Below are 16,599 nucleotides of genomic sequence, written 5' to 3'. Positions count from 1 at the left end.
CCTATTTAGCGTGCGCCGGTTTTGCGAAAAACCGGTAACCACTTTTTCGCCCGGCGCTTAGTCCGCAAAACCATGGAGCGACGGCCGGGCCTTGGCGAGGGCGTCAAGGGCCTGCAGATCCTTCAGGAACGCCTCAAACTGGCCGAGCGGTATCATATTGGGACCGTCAGAAAGTGCCTTGTCAGGGTCAGGATGGGTCTCTGCGAAGACCGCGGCGACGCCGACGGCAACGGCCGCCCTAGCGAGGGTCGGCGCGAATTCCCGCTGACCGCCCGACGTGGTCCCGGCCCCGCCCGGCGTCTGCACCGAATGGGTGATGTCATAGACCACCGGTGCGCCCGTCTCCCGGGCCATGATCGGCAGGCTGCGCATATCACTGACAAGGGTATTGTAGCCAAAGCTCGCGCCCCGTTCGGTCACGAGCACCCGGTCATTGCCCGCCTCGCGGACCTTGGCGGCGACATTTTTCATATCCCACGGGGCGAGGAACTGGCCCTTCTTGACCTTGATGACCCGGCCGGTTTGCGCCGCGGCGACCAGCAAATCGGTCTGACGGCAGAGAAAGGCGGGAATCTGGAGGACGTCCACAGCCTCCGCAACGCGCGCGCATTGCGCCGCCTCATGCACATCCGTCACAACCGGCAGGCCGGTCGCTTCCCTGATTTCCGCGAAGACCGGCAGCGCGTCGGCCAGCCCCACCCCGCGCGCCGAGCCGGCGCTGGTGCGGTTCGCCTTGTCGAAAGACGATTTATAGACAAGGCCGATCCCGAGCCGCTCGGCGATCTCTTTCAGCGCATGAGCGCATTCAAGCGCATGAGCCCGGCTTTCCATGGCGCAAGGGCCCGCGAATACCGCCAGGGGCAGCGTATTGCCGACCATGACATTCGGGACGATCTCGACTGACTTGTCCGCATATTCGGTTTTTGAGGCCATGAATGCTCCTTCACTTGCCTCATCATAGCGATTCCGGCGATCAGTTCATGGCCCGCCTCGCCCATGGCATCAAGTTTCTGTGGTATCAATTCCTTATGTTCAATTCACTCGACATCGCGCGAAATGTCCTCGCGCTCGAAATCAAGGGGCTTGAGGCCCTGCAAGCGGGTCTCGGCTCCGACTTCGCCGCCGCCGTCGACCTGATCCATAACGCCAAAGGCCGGGTCGTGGTCACGGGCATGGGCAAGTCCGGGCATATCGCCCGCAAGATCGCCGCGACCTTTTCCTCCACCGGCACGCCCGCGCTCTTTGTTCATCCGGCCGAAGCCAGCCATGGCGATCTCGGCATGATCTCCAGGGATGATGTGGTGCTCGCCCTGTCGAAATCCGGCGAGACGGCGGAGCTCGGCGACCTCCTCGCCTATGCGGCGCGGTTTTCGATCCCTGTCGTGTCCATTACCAGCGTTGCGGGCTCGGCGTTGTCCAAATCGGCGCAAATCGATTTACTGTTGCCCGACATCGAAGAGGCCTGCGGCGAGACCTTCGCCCCGACAACCTCGACCACCATGATGATCGCGCTCGGCGACGCGCTCGCCGTCGCGCTGTTGCGCGGGCGCGGCTTTTCGGCGAGCGACTTTCAGGGCTTCCATCCGGGCGGCAAACTCGGCGCCGCGCTCAGAAAGGCGCGCGACCTGATGCACGGGCCCGACGCGTTGCCGCTTGCCGGTCTCGATACGCCGATGACTGAAATTGTCGCCGTCATTTCCAAAGGCGGGTTTGGCTGCGCCGGGATTGTCGATGAGAAGGGCGGCCTGAAAGGCATCATCACCGATGGCGACATCCGCCGCCATTTCACCGGCGACGCCCAATCAAAGACAGCGGCCGAAGTGATGACCCAAAATCCGCGTACGGTATATCCCGAAACGCTCGCCGGCGATGTGCTGGCCTATATGAGCCGTAACAAGATCACGGCGATTTTCGTCATCAGCGACGAGAAGCCCGTGGGCCTCATCCATGTCCATGACTGTTTATCGATTGGCGTTGCGTGATCTTAAAGGCCGCGCCGGTTTAACGAAAAACCGGCCGCCATTTTGTCGCCTGTCGGTTAGCGGCGGCGCAACAGGCTGCGAAACAGGGCGCCCGGTTTCTTCTCGTCGTCTTCCGGCGCCTCGGCCGCTTCATCCGCCGCAAAATTCTGCTCTTCCGGCGCATGGGCCGTATCGCCTGCGGCGGGCGCGGGGTTTGCCGGCGCATGAGTGCGCGACACGATATCTTCCTGGCGCTGGGCGAGATCGTCGGACATGCGGCGCAGATCGTCGCTCATCATCTGGATGTTCTGCACCTGACGGTCCATGGAGCCATAAAGCGTATGCGCTTCTTCCTGCGCTTCCCGCACGAAAGACGCCGCCTTGAGAGCCCTTTTGGCGAACATCATGGAACCGACCAGCGCCAGCACTGTCACCAGAAGAACGCCCGCCTGAACGACCAGAAAACCGTTGGAAAAATCTTCAGCACCCGACATGTATCACCCCTGTTACGCAACCCGAAAGCCGCATCCCCTTACCGTCACCCCCCGTGACTATATAACAGGCTACCGGCAGAAGGCCGCCGGGTCCACCCATGGAACTGAATTTGCTTGATGTCTGACCGCCCCGCCCCTGACGGCCCCGCTCTGGTCTGGCTGCGCCAGGACCTTCGACTCGATGATAATCCGGCGCTTGCTGCAGCGCGGAAAACCGGCGCGCCGGTAATCCCCGTCTATGTGCTGGATGAGAGCGTCGATCATGCTCCGGGCGCCGCCGCACGCTGGTGGCTTCATCATAGCCTCGCAGCGCTCGCCGCCGATCTTGAAAAGCTCGGCTCAAAACTTGTCCTGCGGCGCGGCGAAGCGGCCGAGCTCATTCCCGCATTGGTGGAGGAGACAAAGGCCGCTTATGTGTTCTGGAACCGGCGCTATCACCAACGCCATATCGACATCGACAAAAAACTGAAAAGCGACCTCTGCGATAGCGGCGTCAAGGTGGAGACGTTCAACGGAAACCTGCTGCGCGAACCGTGGGAGCTGAAGACCGGGTCTGGCGGCTATTACAAGGTCTTCACGCCTTTCTGGAAATCGCTGAAACAGGCGAAACCCGCCCGCGCCGAGACGGAAGCCAAGCCGCGCAAGATCGAAACGCCCAAAAAATTTCCCAAGAGCGACAAGTTGAAAGACTGGGCGCTGACGCCAACGAACCCTGACTGGGCGACAGAATTCGACGACGTCTGGACGCCGGGTGAAACAGGCGCCCGCGAACGCCTGCGCGATTTTCTGAATGGCGCCATCGACGATTACAAAGCAGGCCGCGACCGTCCGGACAAGGACTATACATCCCGCCTCTCCCCGCATCTTGCGTTCGGCGAAATCAGTCCCCTGACGATCTGGCAGGCGACCCACGCGAAAATGTCCGATGGCGCGATCGGCGACAGCGCCGGCGACAAGTTCCTGTCCGAACTCGCTTGGCGCGAATTTTCCTACAACCTTCTTTTTCACAATAAGGACCTGCCGGAAAAACCTTTGCGCGAGGAGTTCGCGGACTATCCCTGGCGCAAGGACAAGAAAGGCCTCGACGCCTGGCAAGAAGGTCTTACCGGTTATCCCATCGTCGACGCGGGGATGCGCCAGCTTTGGCGCACGGGCTGGATGCATAACCGTGTGCGGATGATCGTGGCGAGTTTTCTCATCAAGGATCTGTTGGTTCCCTGGCAGAAGGGAGAGGCCTGGTTCTGGGACACGCTTGTCGACGCGGACCTCGCCAATAATTCCGCAAGCTGGCAGTGGGTCGCGGGATGCGGCGCGGACGCCGCTCCTTATTTTCGCATTTTCAATCCGGTGACGCAGGGCGAGAAATTCGATCCGGATGGAAACTATATCCGGGAATTCATTCCTGCACTGCAACATATGCCTGCAAAGCATATTCACGCGCCGTGGAAGGCGCCGCAGGAAGTCCTTGACAAAGCGGGCGTCGAACTTGGAAAATCCTATCCGGAACCCATAGTAGATCACGCCGCCGCGCGTCAGCGCGCGCTTGACGGGTATAAAACAATAAGAAAGTAACAAGCGCGCATGAGTTTTGCGACCGGCGGCGGGAACTGTTTCGCTGCGAAAGGGTCTTAGAACTATGTCAGCGTCCGAACGCCTCTCTGAGAGCGACCGCCCCGCGCCTGCCTTGAACGCAAGCGGAGACACAAGCGGACTGCCGTTTTTCTTTCGCCAGATTTTGAAGATTGCGTCTCATATTCAATATGGAACGCTTGAATTCGAACTGCCGGACGGGCGGCGCCTTGTCATTGAAGGCAAGGAAGAAAAAGACGCGAAAGGCGTTCTTTTGATCCGGCGGTATCGTTTCGCGCGCCGGGCCGTTTTTGGCGGCGATATCGGTTTTTTCGAAAGCTTCGCCGACGGCGATTGGGACACGCCCGATCTCGCCGCCTGCCTTTATATTTTTGCACGCAACGCCGATCATGTGCAGCGCGCCTTTACCGGCCTGCCCTTTGTGGACTGGTTGCAAAACCTGCGGCGAAAAAGCGAAAAGAACACCAAATCCGGCGCCAAACGAAATATCGTCGCCCATTACGATCTCGGAAACAGCTTTTATGAAAAATGGCTCGACCCGACGATGACCTATTCGTCAGCGCGGTTCTCGCCGCTGACCAACAGCCTCGAAGCCGCGCAGCTCAACAAATATGAAAGCCTCGCGAAAATGATCGACCTCAAACCCGGGGACCGGGTGCTGGAAATCGGTTCTGGCTGGGGCGGCTTTGCGGAATACGCCGCCGGCAAATACGGCGCCCATGTCACCGGCCTCACCTTGTCGCCCTCACAGCTCGACTATGCGCGCAAACGCATCGAACGCGCCGGACTCTCCGACAAGGTGGAGTTTCGCCTTCAGGATTATCGGGACGAGACAGGGACGTTCGACAAAGTCGCTTCGATTGAAATGTTCGAGGCGGTGGGCAGGGAATATTGGGACGCCTATTTCAAAAAAGTGCGCGAGGTTTTAAAGCCCGGCGGGCTTGCCGGCTTGCAGATCATCACCATCGCCGACCGTTTCTTCGAGCGTTACATGAAGTCGACCGATTTCATTCAGCGCTATGTCTTTCCCGGCGGCGTCTTGCCGAGCAATTCGACGCTCTCGAACCTGACCGAACAGGCGGGACTGAAACTCAAAGGCATTCAGGATTTCGGACAGGATTACGCCCGCACCCTGCATGAATGGAGCGACCGTTTCCTTGCCGCCTGGGACGATATCCGCAGCATGGGGTTCGATGAACGCTTCGAGAAATTATGGCGGTTCTATCTCGCCTATTGCGAGGCGGGTTTTCGCGCCGGCACCACCAATGTGCGCCAGATGACCGTGCAAAAAGCTTAAGCGGGCTCTTTTTTTACTTCCACGAGCCGCTGGTCGCGGATCACATAGACGCGGTCCATGCGTTTTGCGAGCCGCTGATCATGCGTGGCGATCAACGCCGCCAACCCTTCCTTGCGCACGAGATTGAGCAAAGCCTCAAAGACAACATCCGATGTTTTCGGATCGAGATTGCCGGTGGGCTCGTCAGCCAGCAGGATTTTCGGCTTGTTGGCGAGCGCGCGGGCGATCGCCGTGCGCTGCTGTTCGCCGCCCGACAGCTGGCCCGGCTGGTGATGGGTGCGCTCGCCAAGCCCCATGAGCTTGAGGAGCCGGACAGCCTCCGCCTCGGCGTCTTTCTTTTTAACGCCGGCGATCAACTGCGGCAGCGACACATTGCCGAGCGCGGAAAATTCCGGAAGCAGATGGTGAAACTGATAGACAAAGCCCAATGTCGCGCGGCGGATGCGCGTGCGTTCCGCATCATTCAGCGTCGAGGTGGCGCGGCCATTGATGTGAACCTCACCCGCGGATGCCGCTTCCAGAAGACCGGCGATATGAAGCAGCGAGGACTTGCCGGAACCGGACGGCCCCAGAAGCGCCGCCGTCTCTCCCGGGTGAAGAGAGAAATTGATCTCCTCGACAACGACGAGATCGCCATAACGCCGCGCAACATTTTCAAGGCGGAGAACGGGCTCACTCATAACGCAGCGCCTCCACCGGGTCGAGACGCGCGGCCCGGCTGGCGGGATAGAGCGTCGTGATGAACGACATGAAGAGCGAAAAGCCGGCGATGAGCCCCACTTCGCGCCATTCCAGCTTCGCCGGCACGCCGTCGAGATAATAAACTTCCGCCGGGAAGAGGTCATGGCCGACCAGCGCGGAAAGGCCGTTTTCAATGGCGTCGATATTCGACACAAAAAGCGCGCCAAGAACGATGCCGGCGAGCGTCCCGAGAACGCCGATCAGCGCGCCTGACAACAAGAAGATGCGCAGGACAGAGCCTTGCGTGGCGCCCATGGTGCGCAACACCGCGATGTCGCCCGTTTTGTCTTTCACCAGCATGATGAGCCCGGTCACGATGTTCAGCGTCGCCACGATGATAATGAGAAACAACACAAGGCGCATGGCGAAGCGCTCCACCTGAAGCGCGTTGAAATAGCTTTGAAAGCGCTGCTGCCAATCGGAGACGTAAAGTCCCGGCGCAACGGACATCAATCGCTCACGATAGGATTTGATCTGTTCGGGTTCGGCGACATTGACTTCGATATTCTGCACGCCGTCGCCGAAACCGAAAAAGAGCTGCGCCTGTTCCAGCGGCATGAAGCCGTAAATCGCGTCATATTCCGCATTGCCCACATGGAAGATCGCGCCGACAGTGTAGACCTTGGAACGCGGCGTGCGGCCAAAGGCCGTTTCCGCTCCCTGCCCTGTGAGCAAGCGCACCTTATCCCCGGCCCTGACGCCAAGCTGAGACGCCACGCGGCTGCCAAGCAGAATGTCATTGCCGCCCTTGTCGCCGACGCCGAAATTTTCAACAGACCCGTCGAGAATATGCTCCGGCCCGGTAATGTATTCGTTAGCGAGAAGATCACCGCGCCGCACGCCGCGCACCACCATGCCGGTTTCGCCGTTGGCGCTTGCAAAGACCGGCATCTCGATCAACGGCGTCGCGCTGGTGACGCCCGAAAGGGCCGCGAGACGTTCGGCCAGATCATCATAGCCGGTCAGCGGCTCTTCCGCCTGCACATGCGCATGACCGTTCGTGCCGAGCAGCTGGTCAAGCAGCGTCAGGCGAAAGCCCTGCATGATCGACATCACGCTGATCAGCGCCATGACAGCGAGCATGATGCCGCCAAAGGCGATCATGGAGATGAGCGAAATTCCCTTTCCCGACCGCGTGGCGCCGAGATAGCGGCGCGCCACCATCCATTCGAAATAGGAAAAAGGCTTTGTTTTTGCCGATGCCGTCATTCGATCCAGCTACTCATTTTTTGGCCCCGCAGCCTTAAGCGTATTGAAGCGCGGTTTTGACCTTTTGCGCAATCTCTGACGCAACGGATGTGAGCGCGGCGTTCGATTTCTCACCCGTATGGCGATCCTTCACCTCAGCCTCACCGGCCTCAAGCCCGCGCGGGCCGATGGTGATCTGGTAAGGCAGGCCAATGAGGTCCATGCGCGCGAATTTTTCACCGGGACGTGCGGCGGTGTCATCGTAAAGAACGTCAACGCCCGCCGCTTCGAGATCGGCATAGAGTTTCAGGCAGGCCGCGTCGCAAGCGTCATCGCCCACGCGCAGATTGATGAGCCCCACATGATAAGGCGCAACCGGCATTGGCCATTTGCAGCCGGCGTCATCATGATAAGCCTCGATGATGGCGCCGAGAAGACGCGACACGCCGACGCCGTAAGAGCCCATCTGGACATTGATGTCGCCGCTGTCCGGGCCCGCCACCACGGCCTTCATGGGTTTTGAATATTTCTCGCCGAAAAAGAAAATATGGCCGACTTCGATGCCGCGGGCGGAGATGCGGTTCTCGTCTGCAACCTTTGCTTCGAACTCGCTTTCGTCATGCATTTCATCGGTTGCGGCGTAAAGCGACGTGAACTGATCGATTACAGGCTGGAGATCGCTGTCAAAGTCGGTCTCTTTCGAAGGGGTCTCCATATCAATGAGCCCCTTGTCGCAGAAGACCGCGCTTTCGCCTGTGTCGGCGAGCACGATGAATTCATGAGAAAGGTCTCCGCCGATGGGACCGGTGTCCGCGCGCATGGGGATAGACTTCAATCCCATCCGCGCGAAAGTGCGCAGATAAGAAACAAACATTTTATTGTAGCTTTTGCGCGCGCCAGCCTCATCAATGTCGAAGGAATAGCAATCCTTCATGAGAAACTCGCGGCCGCGCATGATGCCGAACCGCGGACGGATCTCGTCGCGAAATTTCCATTGAATATGATACAGCATCTTCGGCAAGTCCTTGTAGGACCGGACGCCGGAGCGAAATATCTCCGTGATCATCTCTTCATTGGTGGGCCCATAGAGCATTTCGCGGTCGGCGCGGTCGGTGATGCGCAGCATCTCCTTGCCATAGGCGTCATAGCGCCCGCTCTCGCGCCAGAGATCGGCGGACTGGATAGTGGGCATCAGCATCTCGACCGCGCCCGCCCGGTCCTGCTCTTCACGCACGATCTGCTCGATCTTCTTGAGCACCCGAAAGCCCAGCGGCAGCCATGCATAGATGCCGGCCCCTTCCTGACGGATCATGCCGGCGCGCAGCATCAGCCGGTGCGACGCGATCTGGGCGTCAGCAGGGGTTTCTTTCAGAACAGGCAGATAAAATCGGGAAAGACGCATGGAGGGTCCGCAAAATTTGAGTTTCGCGGAGCCTTCTAGTCGGTTTTCCGGCCGAGGGGAAACCCCGGCGCAAAGGCCTTGCTCGGCCTAGCCGGCGCAGGCGGACGGCGCGGTCGCGCCCGCTCTGTCGATCATCTGATAATCGCCCTCAACGGACCAGCGGCCGCGCAGCTTAACGGCCGCCTCCTCACCCGCACTCATTTGAGCGGGACCGACCTCCGCCGCGCTGAGATGGTCCTCGCCAGCGGAGACGAACTCGGCCGACGGACACGGATCGACGGTTGCGATGATTGAATGCGCGTAGGTCGCCATAACCCAGTAAACGAGAGTCATCGCGATCATGAAGCCCAGCATTTTCATTGGGACCCCCTGCAATATTGACCTGAATTGACGATGGTTGTTCCCGCCTCATCGAGACGGAGGTCGAAGCGGCCGAGAATGCGGCGGCTCGCCCAGCCCTTGCGGGCCTGTTCGCGATAGACGATCACCCCGTCCGTCTCGGCGACGGCGTCTTCTTCAACCTGGATGATCGCGGCGCTGTTGCCGGCGAGGAGGTAGGTTTCGGCGGCGGCGCAGGGACCGGGCCGCACGATCACGACATCCCAGACCGCGCCGAGCCCGGCGACGGCGAAGGAAATCCCGGCGAGAATGATGCGGCCTGCTTCCATGGGCCGGCCGGTGCATCATCCGCGCCAGATTAAGGATTAACGGAGATTAGGGGCTTTACGGGCTGATTTCCCTAGCATTGCGCTCCCGGGGAGCCAGAACGAAGATGCTGCCCGGGGGTCCCGATTTGGGCTTGTGAGGCCCGATGGCTTTTGCTATGTCGCCCGCTCCTCGCCAGCGGTTCCAAGGAGCTGCTGGATACCATTTGTTCTGTGGGGCCTTGCTCCATGGCGCGACGTGCGGTCGTGGCGGAATTGGTAGACGCGCAGCGTTGAGGTCGCTGTGGGGCAACCCGTGGAAGTTCGAGTCTTCTCGACCGCACCATTTTCTCTCCGGAAACAAGCTCCCGACATCCTGAGTTGTCCCGCCCTTGTTCTCAGGGATCAGGCGGCGCATATCCGGCCTGTCACTTCTTGGGAGCAGTATCGGCGTCATGGCCTCTGACCGGCTTCAATCAACGAGCACAGGCGGCGCGTCGAAGCTTTTCCGCGATGCGCCTGTGGATTGGGCGGTCTCCCCGGGGCGCGTCTCCTATGACGCCGCCGTCGATTTCATGGAAGCCCGCGCCGCCGCGATCCGCGCCGGCGAAGCCCCGGAACTTGTCTGGCTCCTTGAACATGAGCCGCTTTACACCGGCGGCACCAGCGCGAAGGTAAGCGACCTCCTGAACGCTGATCGCTTTCCGGTCTACAAATCCTCCCGGGGCGGACAATACACCTATCACGGCCCCGGCCAGCGCGTCGCCTATGTGATGCTCGACCTTGAAAGCCGCGCCAAGGACATCCGCTGTTTCGTGCACGGGCTCGAACAATGGATCATCGAAACGCTCGACGCTTTCAATGTGAAAGGCGAACGCCGTAGCGACAGGGTCGGCGTCTGGGTCGACCGCACCGACCCCGGCGGGCCCCTGCGTGAAGACAAGATCGCCGCCATCGGCGTACGGGTCAGAAAGTGGGTGAGCTTTCACGGCATCGCCCTCAATGTTGAGCCCGACCTTTCCCATTTCACCGGCATCACGCCTTGCGGCGTCAGCGATCCTGGCCTCGGCGTCACCAGCCTCGTCGATCTCGGCCTGCCGGTCACCATGGACGATGCGGATGAGACCCTGAAAGCCGCTTTTCACAAGGTTTTCGGCCCAACGCTCGACGCCGCTCCGCCGTCATGTTGAAATAGTCATTGGGGAGAGTGATTCCCGAAGGGCAGGCAGGCCATGGCGGACAAAATACTCGTCACCGGCATTAGCGGATTCATCGCCAAACATGCAGCGCTTCAGCTCTTAAACAAGGGCTATGAAGTGCGCGGCACGATCCGTGCGCTGAACAAGGCGATCCAGGTCAAGAAGTCGCTGGAAGAGGCCGGCGCCGACATCAGCCGGCTTTCCTTTGCGGCCGCCGATCTTTCCGCTGATGAAGGTTGGGCGGAAGCGGCGCAGGACTGCGACGGCGTTCTTCACGTGGCATCCCCCTTCCCGACAGCGCAGCCGCGTGACCGCTACGCCCTTGTCCCCGCGGCGCGCGACGGCGCCGTGCGCGTGTTGAACGCAGCCCAAAAAGCCAGCCATATTGTCATGACCTCTTCCATGGTTGCGATGATGTATCGCGCGGGGCGCCCGCCGACCCTCACCGTCACGGAAGACGACTGGACCGATGAAGACTGGAAACGGAACACGCCCTATATCGTCTCCAAGACCGCCGCAGAAAAAGCCGCCTGGGACGCCGCCGTCATCGGCGGTTTCAAACACAGGCTGACAACCGTAAACCCGGGGCTGGTGCTGGGCCCAACTCTCGATGATGACATCGGCGCTTCGCTCGATCTGATCCGGCTGATGATGACCGGCGCTTATCCGGCGATGCCGAATGTTTCTTATCCAATTGTCGATGTGCGCGATGTCGCCGCCGTGCATGTCGCGGCGCTTGAAAAACCCGAAACCGGCGGGCGCCGTCTCATCGCTTCCTCCAACACGCTGTCCCTTCAGGAAATCGCCGCCATTCTTCGCGAAGCGTTTCCGGATCGCGCAAAGAAAATTCCCTCCGCCGCCCTGCCGGATGGGCTGGTGCGCCTCATGGCGCTGTTTGATCGCAGCATCGCCAGTGTGCTGCCGGATCTCGGCGCGGCCCCGCATGCGCAAACCGCTTACGTCACCGACCTTACAGACGTCGCCTTCCGCCCGGGGCGCGACGCCGTAATTGATGCGGCCCGCGCCCTGGAGCTTGTTAAGGCGATTTAATTTACAATTTTACCGGAAAAGGCCTTTGAGTTTGCGGACATTTTACCCTCTGTCGTGTTAACTTGGGTCAAGTGCTAAATGGAGGCGTTTATGATGGCGGCGTTACGGATTTCAGCTTTGCTTGCGGGCATTTCTTGTCTCGCTTTTCCAGCGCTCGCGCAGGAGGAGACGCCGCCCGCCGACATGCCAGAAGCCGCCGCCATGCCTATCGATGATGCGCAAGCCGCCGAAGGCGAAGAGGTTGGCGAGACTGTCGAGGTCAATCCCGACGAAATGGCGGACATGCTGAATTCAAATCAGCAGCTCAAACAAACCTTCACCCTGAAACGCACAATCAATGGCGAAGTGGTCGAGACCGATAAGCGCACCGTCACTTTTTCACGCGATATGCCTTATCGCGAAACAGAAGCCGGACAGACGACGCTTGAACGGTTGAAGGCCTCTTTCGACGGCGAGGCGCTAACGCGCACGGAAGCGTTTGAGGAAGCCAAGCTTGATTTTCTTGTCGCTGACGTTGACCGCGATGAGGCGATGACCGGTCAGGAATTTGCTGCTCTTGTCGATAGCTGGCGCAAAAACGACGCCCGCAAGGCCGATGCGCCGACAGAAGAAATCGCAAGGCAGCGCCAGTATGACGCTTTTCTCGAAGAGCTCGATCCTTCCGTTGCGCAACAACAGACCGAGGCTTATGCGCTTGAAAAATTCGCTTTCATGGCCGGCGCTGCGGAAACCATGAGCCTGCAGGATTATGTCCGCGAATATCTTCTCGATTTCGATTCCATGGATACGGACAAAGACACGGTGCTGACCGGCAATGAGCTGATGCGGTTCCGCGCGCTCAATCGCGGCGAAACGCTGGATATGTAGTTAGTCTTTGATGAGGGCGAGAAATCGCGCCACCGTGAGAAAATCGGCCTTGAGCCGTTCCTCTCTCGCTTTTGCTTCTTCATCGACGCCCCATTGCTCTTCCTGAAACCGTTCGTCCACACGCGACGCTTCGAAGATCGTTTCAGGCTCGTCAAAGCCTTTCCAGAGCGCCAGCGCCAGCACCGCCGACCCGGCGATCGCTGTCGCGATTTGCAGGGCGAACACGGTTTCAGGCGCAACTTTGGTCAAGGCGCTTCTTATGGCGACCAGCGAGGCGTCGGCCTGCGGCACCGCCATAATTCCCGACGTCGTCACCAGAATGGCGCCGAATTCCGCACGCAGGAACTCCACATAAGGATCCCAAATCGCCGCCTGCCGCGACGCCAGTTTTTCCGGCTCGCCGGCGCGATAGCAAACAAGGTCGGAGCCGAGATATTTCACGATCTCTTCGCGCCATTGCCCGATGTCTTCGTCGCCGCCGTCGATCGCTGCAGACAACATGCCTGTCAGCGGCATGGAGGCGCGGTCAATATGGTCGCCCTGCGCCGCCCATTCCGTCACGACCACGTCGGCCAGCGCTTCGCAAGGCGCAGACAACACATGCCGCTGCATGGTCTTCGCCATACGCCCGTCGAGGGCGATGGCGTAACGGCCTTCATGGGGAACAACCGCAACGTCCTTGTAAAACCTCCTGGGGCGGACGGGTTCACTCATCAGCGCAGATTCTCCGGCCATTCAACTTTGACGCTCCTGTCAAAGGAAAAGAATTTCCACGTCTCCAGCATGTGCCCTTCAAGCGGCGCCGACAGGGTCATTTTACGGCCTGTCTTTGGATGCGGAAACGTCATCGACCGGCAGAAGAGATGAAGTTTCGGCGACACGCCTTCGATCTTCGCATCGGGCCCGCCATATTTGCCGTCGCCGACAATGGGGCAGCCCATGGCGGCCGCGTGAACGCGAAGCTGGTGCGTGCGGCCCGTGACCGGACGCATGGCGAGAAACGAAACTGTTCCGGCTTCTTCGATGAGTTGATAATCGGTCAGCGCTCTTTTGGCGTCTTCGCCTTCCGCCGGAACGACGCGTTCTTCTTCGCCGTCCATCACGCGGGTCATCCTTTTGGCGATGGCGAGATCGATGGTCCCTTCATGCGGACGGGGAACCCCGGCGACCAGCGCCCAATAGGTTTTTTCAACGTCATGGCCTTTAAAGGCGTCGCCGAGACGCTGCGCCGCCTGCCGCGTCCTGGCGACAATTATCAAGCCGCCCGTATCCTTGTCGAGACGGTGGACAAGGCGCGGACGCTCGCCGTTTTTCTCAAGCGCGCCTAACATGCCGTCGAGATGCTGTTTGGTGTTGGTGCCGCCCTGCACCGCCAGACCGAAGGGCTTGTTCAATGCGATAAGATCGTCGTCTTCAAACACGATCAGGCGGCGCACCGCCTCGGCGTCTGCCTTGTTGGGAACGCGCGGTTTCTTTTCTGTCGGCGCGTCGGAAAGCGGCGGGATGCGTATTTCCTCGCCTTTTTCCAGTCGTCGGTTCGCCTTCACGCGACCGCCCGCAACGCGCACCTGTCCTTTGCGCAGAAATTTTTCCAGCTCGCCATGACGCACTTGCGGGAAATGCGTCTTGAACCAGCGGTCAAGACGCATGCCTTCTTCATCGGATTTGACTTTACGGGTCTGAACGCCGCTCATGTTAAGTGCCTTCCCAAGGCGAGCCCGCCCAAAAGCGCGCCCACCGACAAAATGACGGAAGCAAGAAGATAGGCGCCGGCGATCATCAGCGTGCGGTCGCGATAAAGCGTCACCACATCAAGAGAGAAAGTCGAGAAGGTGGTGAACGCGCCAAGCAGGCCGACCGTCAGAAAGGCGCGCAAGGCGGGCGTCGCCGGTTCACGGTGCGCGAGCCAGACAATAATCAGCCCCATGGCGAAAGAGCCCATAAGATTCGCCGCCAGCGTCCCCCAGGGAAAATTCGGCCCCAAAAGGTGCATTGCCGTGCGCGATACGCCGTGGCGCGCCATCGCCCCGACAGCGCCGCCCGCCGCAACCGCCAGCCAGATATGTGGGCCCATCAGCCTCTCCTCATAAACGGCGTCAGGATTAGCCGTAAAAGCGGTTTGTCTTCAACGGATTCTAGGCCGATTTTCATCTCCGGGGTGCGCTGCGTTGCGCTGCGCGAGGCAAATAGCGGGTCCCAGAGGCTCAAAATCGAGGCGTAATTGGAATGGGTGTCCTTCATGACCGCGTGATGATGCACCCAGTGGATCGACGGCGTCACCATGATCCGCGACAACGCTCGCTCAAACGGGGCCGGCAAGCGTAGATTGGAATGGTGAAACATCACTGCGCAGATGAACACCGTCTCAAAAGCAATCACATGCGCGAACGGAATGGCAAGGAGCGCGATCGGGATCAGCCGCAACAGCGCCGAGATCATCACCTCGAAAATGTGGAAACGGAAAGCGCTGGTCGTGTCGAGGAACTCATCGAAATGGTGGACTTTATGAAAACGCCACATGACCGGCACGCGATGCCAGGCGCGGTGCGCCCAATAGGTCCACAGATCGAGAAGAACGATGTCCACTACAAGAAGCAAGGCACCAGCCTGCAGCGCCTCCGGCCGCGCCCATAAAAGATGATTGGCGCCGAAAGCGGTCAGCGGCGCGATGATGAGCGGCGACATGACCAGAACGATCGCCCAAAGACCGAAATTATGAATCAATCGGTGCTTGATCTTCGGGCGCGGCGCAGCCGCGGCGAGCCGTTCGCCGATAAAGAGCAGCAGGAACACCGCCCCGCCAATCAACGGCTTCACGCCGCCGGCAGCGGTCATAAGAGACTCAATCGTCTGCATCAGGACCCGGATTTCTCGCGCCGCTTGCGGTCCCAATAATCGAGACGTTTGGCGATTTCCTTGTCGAACCCGTATTGCGTCGGCTGATAGAATTTCTGGCGCGCCATCCCGTCAGGAAAATAACTGAGCCCGGCAAAACCGCCATCGGCGTCATGGTCGTATTCATAGCCTTTGTGATAGCCGAGCTCTTTCATGAGTTTCGTCGGCGCATTGACGGCATGCATGGGCGGCATCAGCGAACCCGTCTCTTTCGCCGCGGCCTTGGCGTTGTGAAAGGCGACATAGGCGCGGTTCGACTTGGGCGCAGTGGCGAGATAGGTCACGAGTTGGCCGAGGGCGATCTCGCCTTCCGGCTGGCCGAGGAACTCATAGGCGTCCTTCGCCGCGATCGCCAGCGGCAGCGCCTGCGGGTCGGCGTTGCCCACATCCTCAGACGCCACAACGATAAGGCGGCGGAAGATGAATTTCGGATCTTCCCCGCCAACAACCATGCGCGCCGCCCAGTAAAGCGCGGCGTCAACATCCGAGCCGCGAATGGATTTTTGCAAAGCGCTGGCGAGATTGTAGTGGGACTCATCGCTCTTGTCGTAAACCGGCGCCCGGCGCTGGACGATCTCGCCTAGTTCCTTCGGCTCAATCGGTTTGCGCCCTTCGGGTTCGGCGAACACTTCCTCGGCGAGATTGAGCATGAAGCGGCCGTCGCCATCGGCCATATTGCGCATCAACTCGCGGGCGTTTTCCGCGAGTGGAAGGTCGCGTCCTTCCTCTTTTTCCGCGCGCTTCAAAAGCAGTTCAAGTGCGGCGTCATCGAGACGGTTCAGCGTAAAGACCTGCGCGCGCGACAAGAGCGCGGCGTTCAGCTCGAAGGACGGATTTTCCGTGGTGGCGCCGACAAGCGTAATGACGCCGGATTCCACATGAGGCAGGAAACTGTCCTGCTGCGCCTTGTTGAAGCGATGGATCTCGTCAACAAAGAGCAGCGTTCCCTTCCCCGCCGCACGCCGCGCCTTGGCGCGTTCAAAGACTTTGCGCAAATCGGCGACGCCGGAAAAGATCGCGGAAATCTGTTCAAATTCGAGCTTGGCGTCCTCAGCGAGAAGCCGCGCAATGGTCGTCTTGCCGACGCCGGGCGGGCCCCAGAGGACGAGCGAGGACAATCGCCCCGCATCGAGCATCCGCCGCAAGGGCGCGCCTTTCGCCAGCAGGTGATCCTGCCCCACAACCTCTGCAAGCGTCGTCGGGCGCAGCCGGTCCGCAAGCGGACGCGGCGCGTCTTTTTCCAGTCCCGCCGCGCCAAAGAGATCGCTCAT

The 16,599-nt window shown here is 60.0% G+C and carries 18 protein-coding genes and 1 tRNA gene; 7 read left to right on the top strand and 12 right to left on the bottom strand.

Translation table 11 applies throughout. The annotated features are described in order from the left end of the window. Positions 1-57 precede the first annotated feature (57 nt). Positions 58-933 (bottom strand): 3-deoxy-8-phosphooctulonate synthase, encoded by an 876-nt coding sequence (gene kdsA, locus ACFC5L_RS09735; protein ID WP_375203136.1) that lies wholly within the window; start codon positions 931-933, stop codon positions 58-60. 95 nt (positions 934-1,028) lie between these two features. Between kdsA and ACFC5L_RS09730 the strand changes: the two genes are divergently transcribed. After that, on the top strand, positions 1,029-1,982 hold the full coding sequence (locus ACFC5L_RS09730; protein ID WP_375203288.1) for a KpsF/GutQ family sugar-phosphate isomerase: 954 nt from the start codon (positions 1,029-1,031) through the stop codon (positions 1,980-1,982). Between the two features lie 56 nt (positions 1,983-2,038). Here ACFC5L_RS09730 and ACFC5L_RS09725 read toward each other — a convergent pair whose 3' ends face one another. Beyond that, a complete protein-coding gene (locus ACFC5L_RS09725) occupies positions 2,039-2,455 on the bottom strand; it encodes a hypothetical protein (protein ID WP_375203137.1) in 417 nt (138 codons plus the stop codon). A 117-nt stretch (positions 2,456-2,572) separates the two neighbouring features. Between ACFC5L_RS09725 and ACFC5L_RS09720 the strand changes: the two genes are divergently transcribed. Both ACFC5L_RS09720 and ACFC5L_RS09715 read left to right on the top strand, forming a co-directional pair. Continuing rightward, positions 2,573-4,027 (top strand): cryptochrome/photolyase family protein, encoded by a 1,455-nt coding sequence (locus tag ACFC5L_RS09720; RefSeq protein WP_375203138.1) that lies wholly within the window; start codon positions 2,573-2,575, stop codon positions 4,025-4,027. Positions 4,028-4,091: 64 nt separating this feature from the next. Further along, positions 4,092-5,342, top strand: a complete 1,251-nt coding sequence (locus ACFC5L_RS09715) for a class I SAM-dependent methyltransferase (RefSeq protein WP_375203139.1) — start codon at positions 4,092-4,094, stop codon at positions 5,340-5,342. Here the strand turns inward: ACFC5L_RS09715 and ACFC5L_RS09710 are convergent. The 5 genes from ACFC5L_RS09710 to ACFC5L_RS09690 all read right to left on the bottom strand — a co-directional run bounded on the left by ACFC5L_RS09710 (position 5,339) and on the right by ACFC5L_RS09690 (position 9,341). Beyond that, the gene (locus tag ACFC5L_RS09710; RefSeq protein WP_375203140.1) at positions 5,339-6,022 is read right to left on the bottom strand and encodes an ABC transporter ATP-binding protein; all 684 of its coding nucleotides are present in this window, start codon (positions 6,020-6,022) and stop codon (positions 5,339-5,341) included. The two genes, ACFC5L_RS09715 and ACFC5L_RS09710, sit on opposite strands and share 4 nt — an antisense overlap. Then, a complete protein-coding gene (locus ACFC5L_RS09705; RefSeq protein WP_375203141.1) occupies positions 6,015-7,292 on the bottom strand; it encodes a lipoprotein-releasing ABC transporter permease subunit in 1,278 nt (425 codons plus the stop codon). Before ACFC5L_RS09705 ends, ACFC5L_RS09710 begins: the two co-directional genes overlap by 8 nt. A gap of 34 nt (positions 7,293-7,326) precedes the next feature. Then, positions 7,327-8,673: a proline--tRNA ligase gene (gene proS / locus ACFC5L_RS09700; RefSeq protein ID WP_375203142.1), complete on the bottom strand. Its 1,347-nt coding sequence runs from the start codon at positions 8,671-8,673 to the stop codon at positions 7,327-7,329. An 87-nt stretch (positions 8,674-8,760) separates the two neighbouring features. Beyond that, positions 8,761-9,033, bottom strand: a complete 273-nt coding sequence (locus ACFC5L_RS09695; RefSeq protein WP_375203143.1) for a hypothetical protein — start codon at positions 9,031-9,033, stop codon at positions 8,761-8,763. Continuing rightward, the gene (locus ACFC5L_RS09690; protein ID WP_375203144.1) at positions 9,030-9,341 is read right to left on the bottom strand and encodes a hypothetical protein; all 312 of its coding nucleotides are present in this window, start codon (positions 9,339-9,341) and stop codon (positions 9,030-9,032) included. The genes ACFC5L_RS09695 and ACFC5L_RS09690 overlap by 4 nt, the downstream gene beginning before the upstream one ends. 237 nt (positions 9,342-9,578) lie before the next feature. On the opposite strand from ACFC5L_RS09690, the gene ACFC5L_RS09685 reads away from it, so the two are divergent. From ACFC5L_RS09685 to ACFC5L_RS09670, 4 genes are all read left to right on the top strand, one after another. Further along, a tRNA-Leu gene (locus ACFC5L_RS09685) sits at positions 9,579-9,663 on the top strand. Positions 9,664-9,772: 109 nt separating this feature from the next. Next, complete coding sequence (lipB, locus tag ACFC5L_RS09680) at positions 9,773-10,507, top strand: lipoyl(octanoyl) transferase LipB (RefSeq protein ID WP_375203145.1); 735 nt, start codon at positions 9,773-9,775, stop codon at positions 10,505-10,507. A 42-nt stretch (positions 10,508-10,549) separates the two neighbouring features. Continuing rightward, positions 10,550-11,566, top strand: coding sequence for an NAD-dependent epimerase/dehydratase family protein (locus ACFC5L_RS09675; RefSeq protein ID WP_375203146.1), 1,017 nt, complete (start codon positions 10,550-10,552; stop codon positions 11,564-11,566). Positions 11,567-11,656: 90 nt separating this feature from the next. Next, positions 11,657-12,433, top strand: a complete 777-nt coding sequence (locus ACFC5L_RS09670) for a hypothetical protein (RefSeq protein WP_375203147.1) — start codon at positions 11,657-11,659, stop codon at positions 12,431-12,433. On the opposite strand, the gene ACFC5L_RS09665 is transcribed toward ACFC5L_RS09670, so the two are convergent. From ACFC5L_RS09665 to ACFC5L_RS09645, 5 genes are read right to left on the bottom strand one after another with little or no spacing between them, the layout of a single operon-like run. After that, complete coding sequence (locus tag ACFC5L_RS09665; RefSeq protein ID WP_375203148.1) at positions 12,434-13,168, bottom strand: ATP12 family chaperone protein; 735 nt, start codon at positions 13,166-13,168, stop codon at positions 12,434-12,436. Beyond that, positions 13,147-14,127: an RluA family pseudouridine synthase gene (locus ACFC5L_RS09660; protein WP_375203149.1), complete on the bottom strand. Its 981-nt coding sequence runs from the start codon at positions 14,125-14,127 to the stop codon at positions 13,147-13,149. The genes ACFC5L_RS09665 and ACFC5L_RS09660 overlap by 22 nt, the downstream gene beginning before the upstream one ends. Beyond that, a complete protein-coding gene (gene crcB / locus ACFC5L_RS09655; RefSeq protein WP_375203150.1) occupies positions 14,124-14,507 on the bottom strand; it encodes a fluoride efflux transporter CrcB in 384 nt (127 codons plus the stop codon). The genes ACFC5L_RS09660 and crcB overlap by 4 nt, the downstream gene beginning before the upstream one ends. Next, positions 14,507-15,268 carry a sterol desaturase family protein gene (locus ACFC5L_RS09650; protein WP_375203151.1) on the bottom strand — a complete coding sequence of 254 codons (762 nt, stop codon included), beginning with the start codon at positions 15,266-15,268 and terminating at the stop codon, positions 14,507-14,509. The genes crcB and ACFC5L_RS09650 overlap by 1 nt, the downstream gene beginning before the upstream one ends. A 20-nt stretch (positions 15,269-15,288) precedes the next feature. Continuing rightward, positions 15,289-16,599 carry a replication-associated recombination protein A gene (locus ACFC5L_RS09645; RefSeq protein ID WP_375203152.1) on the bottom strand — a complete coding sequence of 437 codons (1,311 nt, stop codon included), beginning with the start codon at positions 16,597-16,599 and terminating at the stop codon, positions 15,289-15,291.

Source organism: Hyphococcus sp., assembly GCF_041986965.1.
Taxonomy (GTDB): domain Bacteria; phylum Pseudomonadota; class Alphaproteobacteria; order Caulobacterales; family Parvularculaceae; genus Hyphococcus.
Note: the sequence above shows the minus strand (reverse complement) of the source record. Positions and strands in the feature narration are given on the sequence as shown.